An 11,485-nucleotide genomic window follows, 5' to 3' on the forward strand; every position below is an offset into this window, starting at 1 on the left:
TTACAAGCGTTTCAAGCAGAGCGTATCGGAAGCCTCCGGATGCGCTCAGTTCCCGCGCATACCTATCGGCGGGACGCTGTTTTGCGCGTCAGGCCGAGTGACCGGGGATGCGTCGATCTTACTCTTATTGCCGCTGCCCTGTCCGATGACCGGATTGTCCCAGGAGCCCGTCACATGATAGGTCGTCGAGAGCGTACGCGAGAGCTGCTCGCCCAACGCCAGTTGCGCAAAGAACGAGCCGATGCCCAGCGCAGGGTTGATGATGGCCCACGCAAGCGACGCCGATGCCGCATTGATTTTCGGCAACACCAGCACGTTCAGGTCCTGCGTCTCGCGGGCGAGGTCGGTGTGCCCGTCGATCTTGATCGTCGCCGTACTGGAATTGATGGTCAGATCATCGGTGTTCGCCACACCGGCTTGCATGGTGGCGTTGCCTTCGATGCTGTCGAACGGCAGACCGCTGCCGATCACGCTGTTGAAGTCGAACGTCAGAATCTTGGCGAGCGTCTGTACCGACAGAATGCCCAGCAGCTTGGCCAGTCCGGGGTCGGCCTTCAGAATCTGCCCGCGCTTGAGGTCGATCGCGACTTTGCCGCCGAGCGTGGGGTAATCGATGGCGTCGGGGCCGCCGCGCCAGCCGAAGCGGCCCGAGACGGTGCCCGAGCCGTCCTTGAGTGTCTTGGGCAGGCCCAGACGATCAAGCAGCCCGCCCGCGTCCTTGACGTTGAGATTGAAGTCGAGCACCGTGCGTCGAGGCACATCGTCGTCACTGCCTGCTGCCGCCGCGCGGCGGCGCGCCGTGCGCCAGTTGCCCTTGACGTCGAGCGTGGCGGCGCTGTTGCTCAGTTCCAGCTTGGTGAGCTGCCACACGGGCACGCCGTCCTCGATATCGTTGTACGCATTCAACTGCAGGCGGCCCAGTGGCTTGTCGCGCAGCACGAAATCGTTGGCGACGAGATCGATGGCCGGGAATTCGTCGCTCGGCTCGTCGAGAACTTCCGTGAGCACGTCGTTGCCGTGGTCTTCGCGCGGGATCACCAGTTTCGCCAGCCGTGCGCGGATGGCGCCCGAAGGGTTCTTCGCATCCGGGGCATGCCATTCGGCGAAGCCGGAGACCAGTTCGGACGCCAGGCTCACCTGCCAGTCGCGATCGCTGCGTTGGGCGCCCACAACCAGTTCCGGCCACTGACGCGACATCAGGCGCACCTGCTTGGCATGCAGCGCCAGACGCGTCGGCAGGTAAGGCGTGATTGCCCCGAACTCGTCGCGTGCGGCGGCTGCCGTGGAGGCGGGCGCGGTGCCCGGAGCGGGTGGCGTGCCGGGCGTGACTGGCGTGGCGGCATCGCTGCTGAGCGCCGCGATCACACCGCGCCACGCGTCCACGTCGAGCGTGTCGAACTGCGCGGCGACCTGCACGCCATCGCGCGGTGCCGGCACCGGTTGGTTGATGCCGATACCGCCGCGCAGCACTTCGACGTGTCCGCTATTGCCGCTGGCACGTTGCTGAACGTAGTTACCCTGCACACTGCCGATGGCGAAGTCGAGTGTATCGATGCGGCGCCCGCCCGGGTTCGCCTGCGGGCGCAACGTGAAGCGCGCGGGCAGCGCCGTCTCGGCGCTCTTGCCCAGCGGTGACGGCAGGTTCACGGCCAGACCGGCGAGCGTGGATTGCACGGCCACATCGGTCATGCCCTGACGCACCGTGACCGCTGCCGTGTAGGGCGTGCTGCCCGTCATACGCTTGGCCAGTTGCGCCAGCGTGGCGTTCTCACGGTTCTCGCGCAGTCCCTGCGCGCTCATCGTGCCGTTGATGTTCAGGGCGATGGTGCCGTCGTCGCGACTGCCGCCCGAGGCGCGCACGTCGCCGCCGAGGAACGTGCCGCGCAGATTGTTGAGCGAGATGCCACGTTCGGTGAACGCCAGTTCGCCGTCCACCGCGCCGAACGTCGGCAGCCCGCTCAGCAGCGTGACATCGTTGCGCAGGAATCGCGCGCGTCCCGTGACCTTCGAGCGGTCGGTGTGCTCAAGCGGCATCGACAACTGCATCGCCAACTGCGTTGTGCCGTTCGCGCGCGTCTCGTCGGTGAAGTCGCCGATCCAGTGGCCCACCGGGCTGCTGTTCAGGTACTTCACGAAATCTGCGGCCGGGCCGCGTGCGTCGCCCTTGAGGGTGAGCACCGAGTTGTCCTGTCCGATGTCGTTGATGTCGCCCAGCACCTGGGTGAGCGTCACGCCAAAGACCGAACCGCTGTCGATGGCGATGTGCAGCTTGTCGGCATCGAAGCGCAGATTGCCGCGCACTTTCTCGAAGGCGGGCCAGACTTCGGTGTAACCCGGACGCAACGGCGAGGGGTTGAAGGTGACGTCCGCCAGCGGGATGTCGAGGCGGAACTTGCCACCGCCCTTGCCGTAGGGGAAGTCCTCGAGATCGCCTTGCACGGCGAACGGCGCGTTCTGCACGGTGCCTGCGAGCAGGGCACGCTGCAAATAGTCGCGTACGCTCGCACCGATATCTGTCGGCAGATAGCGAGGCACCGTATTGGCGTTCGCGCGCACGATGCTGCCCTTCAGGTCGACGATGCCGTTGCCTTTGCCGCCGTTATGCCATGTGCCGCTCACATCGCCCGACAATTCGGCGTTTTGCAGATGCAGGGCATCGACCTGCACCTGCACATTCGCCGGGGCGTCGTGCTTGGTCGCCGGGTAGGACACACGCCAGGACGTGCGTGCGGTGAACGTGTCGAGGTCGATGCGCGGCTGGTCGAAGCGGCCGGGGAAATCGAGCGTGGCGTTCTTTGCGCTCAACGTCAGGCTGCCGCGCGACTGATCGGCGTCGATGTGGCCGCTCAGGTTGGCAAAGCCGGGGCGCCCCGCGTTGGGGGTGCCGGGAGACGCGGGCGGATGCTGGCTCGGCGCGCTATCGACGCCCAGCGACTCGAAATCGGCCACCACCCGGTAGTGATCGCGTTCGGGCGGGAGTTGCTTGATGCCCGGCAGATCGCGCCAATTGCCCGGGCCGTGGGGCTTGGGCGCCTGATAGCTGATATCGAAATTGGCCAGGCGGCCGCGCGGCCGGAAGCTCGCGAGCGCGTCGCGCGTCTGGTTGTCGATGGGCAGCGACGGCACGAGCGCCATGACGGCGCCGATGTCGAAGCGCGGGCCCGCGAGCGCCACGTGCAGACCGCGCGTATCGGTGCCGGGGATATAGGTGCCGCGCAGGTCGGGGATATCGAGCGACGGACGGCCCGCGGCCTGCAACGTCAGATCGCGGGCGCGCAGATTCCAGCCGGCGTCGGCCTGCGGTCCTGCACGGGTCACGTCGATCCGGCCCTGTGTCGTGTCGAAGGTGAGTGGCGGCAGGTCGTCGGCCAATTGCACCGAGGTGTTCTCGCCGGCGGTGCGCAGCGTGGCCCCCGTGAGCGCACCGCTGTCGAAATCGACCCATGCGCGGGCGGCGACACGGCCGCGCGACCCCTTGCCTGGCAGGTCGACGTAGCGGGCCAACTGCGCCAGATCGAGCGTGCCGATATCGCCGTAGATCTGACCGCGCCAGCGTTTGACTTCACCGGGACGGGTGAACAGCGGATTGGTGAAGCGCGCACGAATGTCGAGCGGCGCGACGATACCCGCCGGCGGATTCGCCTGCATGCCGAAGCGGTGCTCAAAGCCGCGATTGCGCAGCATCGCATTGACCTGCGAGACGACCACCTCGGGCACATCTCGTGTGGCGTCGCGCCAGCGCACGGTGCCGTTGCGGACAACGATACGTGCCTGACGCATGAGCCAGTCGGCTGCCTTGGTGTTGGTCGCGCCGCCGTTACCGGTGACGGGTATGCCTGCGGCGAGGATCGTGCCGTCGGCGAGCCGTTCGACCGTGACATCCGGTTCGTACAGCGTGAGGCTCGACAGACGGAGGTCGAAATGGATCAGGCTGGTCCACGAGAGCACGGCGTCGAGACGGTGCAGCGTCAGGCTGGGTTCGACGGGCGGTGGCGTACCGGGCGGATTGCCCGACGCCGCAGGTGCCGATGCACCGGACGCCTTGGATGGCGTCGTCCGGCGCGCGCTCGGCACCGGTGTGGCCCCGCGGGGAATCGCCGAGGCCTTGGGCGGTGCACTGGGCGCGGCGCGCGTGATGCGCACTTCGTCGAGCGTGAGGTAGGGGTGCCAGCCGCGCCAGACGGCGTCGACGCGGCCGATGGTGACGGGCAGGCCGATGGCGCGCGTCGCGGCCGCCTCGATTTGCGGGCGGTAATCCGACACGCGCGGAAGGATGACGTACCGGGTCGTGAGCACGACGGCGCCCAGCCCGAAATAGCCGATGACGATGAGCGCCAGCAGCCATTCCAGGCCTAGGCGCAAGCCACGCGGCAGTGACGAGAACCAGGACCGGGTCGCAGTCGGTGAGGCAGGCGGCTTACGGTCGGTCATGCTGCGCGTCTACGAGGGAATGTGGTAGTTTCTGTGGCAAAGACTGTAACACAAGCCCAAGGCCCTCCGAAGGCCAGACCGTAGGAGAAACAGACATGTGATCCGGCGTTTCATCGCGCCTCGGTAAGCATGCGAAAGTCTCTTCATTCTCATTGCTGACCGGAACCCCGCCAGTGAGTTCACCCGAAAACCCGATCGAAATCCCGTCGTACTCGCGCTATGCGGCGCGAATGCTCGCGAGCCGGCCCGCGCTCGCCGAGGCGTTGCCCGCGCTGGCGGAGCACCCTGTGGACGCGCGCTGGCTCGCGCGCCGCTTTGAAGCCATTACCGGCACTGTGCTCTCGCCGCCCGAGCAAGCCAGCGGAGTATCGGGCGTTGACGAGGCGGGCCTTGCCCGGGCATTACGCGTCTTGCGCATCGAGGCGCTGTGCGCCGTCATGCAGCGTGATCTGGATGGTCGCGCCGAATTGTCCGAGGTCACCGAAGCCATGACGGCACTGGCCGAGTTCGCCGTGCAGGCGGGCATCGCAGTGCTGTCGCGCGAACTGGAAGCCATTCACGGCGTGCCGCGCAATGCCGAAGGCGAGCGCCAGACGCTGAGCGTGGTGGGGATGGGCAAGCTCGGCGGGCGCGAACTGAACGTTTCGTCGGACATCGATCTGATCTTCTTATATGAAGACGACGGCGACACGTCGGCGCCCGACGATGCCGATCCGGCCGCTGCGAACCGTCTGCGGCTGCTGTCGAACCACGAATTCTTCACGAAGCTCGGCCGCAAGCTGATCGGCATGATTTCCGAACTCACGCCGGACGGCTATGTGTTCCGCGTGGACATGCGTTTGCGTCCCAATGGCGATTCGGGGCCGCTGGTGTGCAGTCTGCCGATGCTCGAAGAGTATTTCTACGTGCAGGGGCGCGAGTGGGAGCGCTATGCGTGGATCAAGGGCCGCCTCGTCTCCGAGCTGGCAAGCGAGCCGGGCAAGCGCGTCGAGCGGCTGCTGACGTCGCTCGTCCAGCCGTTCGTGTTCCGTCGTTATCTGGATTACGGCGTGATCGGCGCGATTCGCGCGCTGCACGAGCAGATTCGTCACGAAGCGGAGCGTCGCGCACGGGCCAAACCCGCACGCATCAACGACATCAAGCTCGGGCGCGGCGGCATTCGGGAGGTGGAATTCTCGGCGCAGGTGTTCCAGTTGATCCGGGGCGGTCAAGAGCCGGAACTGCGCGTGCGGCCGACGCTGGCCGTGCTGGGCGTGGCAGCGCGACGCGGTTGGCTCGCGCAGAGTGTTGCCGACGAATTGGCGAACGCCTACGTCTTCCTGCGCAAGCTCGAACACCGCATTCAGTATCTGGACGATGCGCAAACGCACATCCTCCCCAGTACCGGCGAGGATCGTCTCGCGGTCGCTCGTGCGATGGGGTTCCCGGACGAAGCGAGTTTCATGACGGTGCTCGACGAGCATCGCGAATTCGTCGCCGCGCAGTTCGACGAGATCTTCGCGGACAAGGCGGGCGGCAGCGGACAAAAAGGCGGGAAGAAAGGGGCGTCCGGCACGGGCGACTGCGAATGTCCGCCCGAGCTGTGGAGCGAATGCCTCGCCGACGAGACGCAGACGGGCGATCTCGGCAATCAACTCACGCGTCTCGGGTTTGCCGACCCCGAAGGGGCGCTCGATCGTCTGCGTGCCGTGTGGACGTCGTCGCGCTACAAGGCGCTGGGCGAGATCAGCCGGCGGCGCTTCGATCAACTCGTGCAACGCGCGGTGGAAGGTGCGGCCGGCACAGGCGAAGCCGACGCGGTGCTCGCGCGCATGCTCGATCTGCTCTCTGCCATCAGCCGCCGCAGTTCGTATCTGGCGCTCCTCACGGAGTATCCGCGCGCGCTGGAGCGTGTGGTCAAGGTGCTGGCCGGTTCGCGTTGGGCGGCCGGCTATCTGATTAGCCATCCGCAATTGCTCGACGAATTGCTCGACGACGAAGCGCTCGCGGCGCCGTTCGACTGGCCGTCTTTCAAGACCCAGCTTCTGCTGAGCCTGAACTCGGCCGGGGCGTCGGGCAACGTCGAAGTGCAGATGGATATTCTGCGGCGCGCACATCACGCCGAAGTGTTCCGCATTCTGCTGCTCGATTTGCAGGGCACGCTGTCGGTCGAAGCGATTGGCGATCGCCTCTCGGAGTTGGCCGACATCATCGTCGATGTGACGATCTCGACCGTCTGGCCGCACGTGGCGACACGCCACCGGGAGGTGCCGAAGTTTGCCGTCGTCGCCTACGGCAAGCTCGGTGGCAAGGAACTGGGCTACGCGTCCGATCTCGATCTGATCTTCCTTTACGACGATGACGACGATCACGCGCCAGACGCTTACGCCGCGCTCGCCCGCCGGTTCGTGACGTGGCTCACCACGCACACGGGCGCGGGCATGCTCTTCGATGTCGATCTGCGCCTGAGACCCAATGGTTTGTCGGGCCTGCTGGTGACCAACATCGAGAGCTTCCGCCAGTATCAATTCCGCGAGGGCAATGCGAATACCGCATGGGTCTGGGAGCATCAGGCGCTCACACGGGCGCGCTTCTGCGCCGGCGATGAGACCATTGGCGCTGCGTTCGAGAACATCCGTGCCCAGGTGCTTGCCACGCCGCGCGAAGCGTTGCCGCTCGCGCAGGAGATCGTGGCGATGCGACGCAAGGTGTTGGAGGGGCACCCGAATCCCGGCAATCTCTTCGATCTGAAGCACGACCGGGGCGGCATGGTCGACATCGAGTTCACCGTGCAGTATCTGGTGCTGCTGTATTCGAGCGCGCATCCGACGCTGCTGCGCAATGCGGGCAACATCGCGCTACTTCGCGAAGCGGCCCAGCTTGGATTGATCGACACGAAACTTGCCGACGATGCTGCTGCCGCTTATCGGACGTATCGCAAGCGTCAGCACAAGCTGCGGCTCGATGGCGTGGAAGCGGCACGTGTGCCGGCGACCGATGTCGAGGCCGAACGCGAGGCCGTCATGGCGTTGTGGGATTCGGTGTTTTCGGAAGCGGGGCCGGTCTGATATCCGGCGGATGACGCTCACGGGCGGCGGGGACGACGCCCGTGACAACGTCGCCTGCGATTTGCAATTTACGGTTTGCGACGCGCGCCCCGCGCGTCACGAACGCGCTCAGAGCGCGAGCATCTCCCGCGCGTGCTTGCGCGTCGTCGCCGTAATTTCGACACCGCCGAGCATCCGCGCAATCTCCTCGACGCGTTCCGTGCGGCCGAGCGGCTCGATTTCACTCATTGTCGTATCGCCGTCGCTGCGCTTCGTCACGCGCAGATGCTGATGGCCAAGCGCAGCGACCTGCGGCAAGTGGGTGACGCACAGCACCTGCCGTCCCTGACCGAGTTCGCGCAGCAGACGGCCGACCACTTCGGCCACCGCGCCGCCGATGCCGGAATCCACTTCGTCGAAAATCAGCGTCGGTGTGAGGCTCGCGCTGCTGGCGATTACCTGCAATGCGAGGCTGATGCGCGCCAGTTCGCCGCCGGAGGCCACTTTGGCCAACGGCCGCGTCGGTACCCCCGGATGGCCGGCGACGAGAAATTCCACCGTCTCCAGACCAAACGATTGTGGCTCGGGCGTCGGACTCAGCATGACTTCGAAGCGCCCGCCGGGCATGGAGAGATCCTGCATGGCGCGCGTGACTTCGCGTGAGAGCGATGCCGCCGCCTTGGCGCGCGCCTTCGACAACGCCTTCGCCAGCTTGAGATAGTCGGCGTGCGCGGCGTCGGCAGCGGCCTGCATGGCGGCCGTGTCCTGCGAGGCTGTCAGTTCTTCGAGTTGTGCGCGTCGTTCGGCATGCTCGGCGGGCAGTTGCTCGGGGGCGACGCGGAACTTGCGCGCCGCCGAATGCAATGCGTCAAGCCGTTGCTCGACAACGGCGAGGCGTTCCGGATCGAGATCGACGCGTTGCGCGTAATGGGTGAGCGAGTGGACGGCTTCGCGCAGTTGAATCTCGGCGGGCTCGAGTGCGGCCAGCGTATCGGCGAGGCCTGCATCGATCTCGGCCAGTTCGCGAATCTGATGCACCACGTGGCCCAACGAGGGGACGATAGCGCCATCGGCTTCGGCAAGCGTATCGAGTGCGCTTTGCACGCCGTTGATGAGGCTGGCGGCGTGCGAAAGCCGGCGATGTTCGGCGCTCACGTCGTCCCATTCCCCTTCCTGCGGATTGAGCTTGTCGAGTTCCGACGTCTGCCATTCGAGACGTTCGCGCTCCAGTTGCAGCTCCCGATCGCGCCCGCGCGCTTCCTCGCATCGTTTGACGAGACGCCGCCATTCCTTGTGCGCCGCCGCTGTATCCGTGGTGAGCTGCGTGGCGCTGGCATGTGAGTCGAGCAGACGGCGTTGCGCATCGGGTCGCAGCAGTTGCTGATGTGCGTGCTGTCCGTGAATGTCGACGAGCATCTCGCCAAGTTCGCGCAACTGGGCGAGCGTGGCGGGTGTGCCGTTGATGAAGGCGCGTGAGCGTCCGCCCGAGTCGAGCACGCGGCGCAGCAGCACGCCGCCGTGCTCTTCGAGCGTGAGCGCCTGCGCCTGCAACCAGGCTTCGAGATCGGGGCGGGCTTCGGCGTCCGCCGCGAACTCGGCGGTGATGTCGGCGCGCGTCTGGCCGTTGCGCACCATGCTGGTGTCGCCGCGCTCGCCCATGGCCAGCGCCAGTGCGTCGATCAGAATCGACTTGCCCGCGCCGGTTTCGCCCGAGAACACGGTGAAACCGGCGGAGAATTCCAGGTCGAGACGATCGACGATCACGAAATCGCGAATCGAGAGACTGCGTAGCATGGGATATCGGGGCAGGCGTGAGGTCAGGTCTGCGGCGTATCTTCGTCGGAGATATGCTCGTTCCAGTGCAGCTTGCGGCGCAGCGTCGCGTAGTAGTTGTAGCCGACCGGATGCAGGAACGTCACCTGATGTTCGGAACGGCTTACCAGAATCTGATCGCCTTGACGCAGTTCGGCAAACGACTGCATGTCGAAGTTGGCGCCGACTTCGCGCCCGCGCGTAATCGTGATGACGATGTCGCTCGAATCGGGCAGCACGATGGGGCGGTTCGAGAGGGCATGCGGGGCGATGGGCACGAGCACCAGGCCGCCCAGGCGCGGATGCAGGATCGGGCCGGAGGCCGAAAGCGCGTACGCGGTCGAGCCGGTGGGTGTGGCGACGATCAGGCCGTCCGAGCGTTGCTTGTACATGAAGCGGCCGTCGACATCGACGCGCAGCTCGACCATGCCCGAGATGCCCGAGCGGTTCACGACCACGTCGTTGAACGCGAGCGTCTCGAAGAGCGTCTGGCCGTCGCGCTCGATGCGAGCTTCCAGCAGCGAGCGCTGCTCGCCTTCGAAATGCCCTTCGAGCATGGACGGCACGACCTGTCGCATGTCGTCGAGCGGAATATCGGTGATGAAACCGACGCGTCCGTGGTTCACGCCGATGAGCGGTACCTTCGACGCCGCAAGCTGACGCCCGACGCCAAGCATCGTTCCGTCGCCACCAACGACGACGGCGACATCGACCTGCGTGGCGATTTCCTGAATGTCGAGGGTGCGGTACGAATCGGCGCTTGCGCCGATGTTGTGCGCCGTGTCGCGCTCGAAGACGACGTGATGCCCGCGCTGGGCAATGCATGCCGCCAGCGTGAGCAATGGTTCGGCAACGCCGTCGGCATGGTATTTCCCGACGAGCGCTACGGTCTTGAAAGGGCTCCCTGTTTTCATGCCGCCATTACACCATAAGTCGATGACAGCAACCATCGGCATGCGCCGCCGGCCGCGGTTCTTGCCTCGGGGTTTGCCGCACGCCGCGTGCGTACATTTCGCGTTACAATTTTTGCCATGCTAGATCAACGTGCGCAAGCTCTCCTCAAAACCCTGATCGAACGGTACATCGCCGATGGCCAACCGGTCGGGTCGCGCACGCTTTCCCGTTATTCCGGGCTCGACCTGTCTTCGGCGACGATTCGCAACGTGATGGCCGACCTTGAGGCGCTTGGCTTCGTGTCCAGCCCGCATACGTCCGCCGGTCGCGTGCCCACGCCGCGTGCCTACCGTCTGTTCGTCGACACTATGCTGTCGGTGCGCCCCCTCGACGAAGCGGCGCATCGACTCGCGTCGCACGTGCAGAACCGGTTGCAACCGGCGGGGCCGCAGCAACTGGTTGCCTCGGCGGCGGAGGTGCTTTCGAATCTCTCGCAGTTCGCGGGCGTGGTGCTCACGCCGCGCCGCAGCCAGATCTTCCGGCAAATCGAGTTTCTGCGCCTGTCGGACAAGCGCGTGCTGCTCATCATCGTCACCCCCGACGGCGACGTGCAGAACCGTATCATCCTGACGGAAAAGGACTATTCCCCAGCCCAACTGGTCGAAGCGGCGAACTATCTGAACGCCCACTTCGGCGGCCACAGCTTCGATGACGTGCGGGGTTACTTGCGCGGTGAACTCGACGCGTTGCGCTCCGACATGAGTGCCTTGATGCAGGCCGCCGTTCAGGCGGGCAGCGACGCCATGGCCGACACCACACGCGAGAGCGTGCTGATTTCGGGCGAGCGCAATCTGCTGGGCGTGGAAGATCTGTCGTCGAACATGGAGCGGCTGCGCCGGCTGTTCGATGTGTTCGAGTCCAAGACCGGCTTGCTGCAACTGCTCGACGTGTCGAGCCGGGCGCAGGGCGTGCAGATCTTCATCGGCGGTGAGTCGAGCCTCGTGCCCATCGAAGAGATGACGGTCGTCACGGCACCGTACGAAGTCGACGGCGAAATCGTCGGCACGCTGGGCGTGATCGGCCCGACGCGCATGGCTTACGAGCGTGTGATCCCGATCGTCGACATCACGGCGAAGCTGCTCTCCAACGCCCTCAGCCAGCACTGACCGGCAGCGCGTGCCGGCGTGTCGCCGTCGCATCTCTTCGCCTTTGCGTTACAAACCCGTAGCATTCCTTTACACGCTGTCACACATGGCAGGCTTACGCTTGAATCGTCACTTATGGCGAAGTTGCGATCATCGCGTTCGTCAAAGGATTCGGAC

5 protein-coding genes are annotated in these 11,485 nt (G+C 65.5%); 2 read left to right on the forward strand and 3 right to left on the reverse strand.

Annotation, left to right across the window (positions count from 1 at the left end; all coding sequences use genetic code 11):
* Positions 1–45 precede the first annotated feature (45 nt).
* Positions 46–4,431 (reverse strand): YhdP family protein, encoded by a 4,386-nt coding sequence (locus PCO31110_RS16590; protein ID WP_150690904.1) that lies wholly within the window; start codon positions 4,429–4,431, stop codon positions 46–48.
* Between the two features lie 173 nt (positions 4,432–4,604).
* On the opposite strand from PCO31110_RS16590, the gene glnE reads away from it, so the two are divergent.
* Positions 4,605–7,478 (forward strand): bifunctional [glutamate--ammonia ligase]-adenylyl-L-tyrosine phosphorylase/[glutamate--ammonia-ligase] adenylyltransferase, encoded by a 2,874-nt coding sequence (gene glnE, locus PCO31110_RS16595; RefSeq protein ID WP_010808265.1) that lies wholly within the window; start codon positions 4,605–4,607, stop codon positions 7,476–7,478.
* 108 nt (positions 7,479–7,586) lie between these two features.
* Here glnE and recN read toward each other — a convergent pair whose 3' ends face one another.
* Complete coding sequence (recN, locus tag PCO31110_RS16600) at positions 7,587–9,251, reverse strand: DNA repair protein RecN (RefSeq protein ID WP_150690905.1); 1,665 nt, start codon at positions 9,249–9,251, stop codon at positions 7,587–7,589.
* Positions 9,252–9,274: 23 nt separating this feature from the next.
* Positions 9,275–10,225, reverse strand: a complete 951-nt coding sequence (locus tag PCO31110_RS16605; protein WP_150690906.1) for an NAD kinase — start codon at positions 10,223–10,225, stop codon at positions 9,275–9,277.
* Positions 10,226–10,300: 75 nt separating this feature from the next.
* On the opposite strand from PCO31110_RS16605, the gene hrcA reads away from it, so the two are divergent.
* Positions 10,301–11,329, forward strand: coding sequence for a heat-inducible transcriptional repressor HrcA (gene hrcA, locus PCO31110_RS16610; RefSeq protein ID WP_010808268.1), 1,029 nt, complete (start codon positions 10,301–10,303; stop codon positions 11,327–11,329).
* The last annotated feature ends 156 nt before the right edge of the window (positions 11,330–11,485 follow it).

This window comes from Pandoraea communis, from assembly GCF_902459745.1.
Classification (GTDB): Bacteria; Pseudomonadota; Gammaproteobacteria; order Burkholderiales; family Burkholderiaceae; genus Pandoraea; species Pandoraea communis.

Excerpts from the sequence above, each read along its gene's own strand:
- PCO31110_RS16590 (WP_150690904.1), bottom strand. The coding sequence starts at position 4,431 with ATGACCGACCGTAAGCCGCCTGCCTCACCGACTGCGACCCGGTCCTGG.
- recN (WP_150690905.1), bottom strand. The coding sequence starts at position 9,251 with ATGCTACGCAGTCTCTCGATTCGCGATTTCGTGATCGTCGATCGTCTC.
- hrcA (WP_010808268.1), top strand. The coding sequence starts at position 10,301 with ATGCTAGATCAACGTGCGCAAGCTCTCCTCAAAACCCTGATCGAACGG.
- PCO31110_RS16605 (WP_150690906.1), bottom strand. The coding sequence starts at position 10,225 with ATGCCGATGGTTGCTGTCATCGACTTATGGTGTAATGGCGGCATGAAA.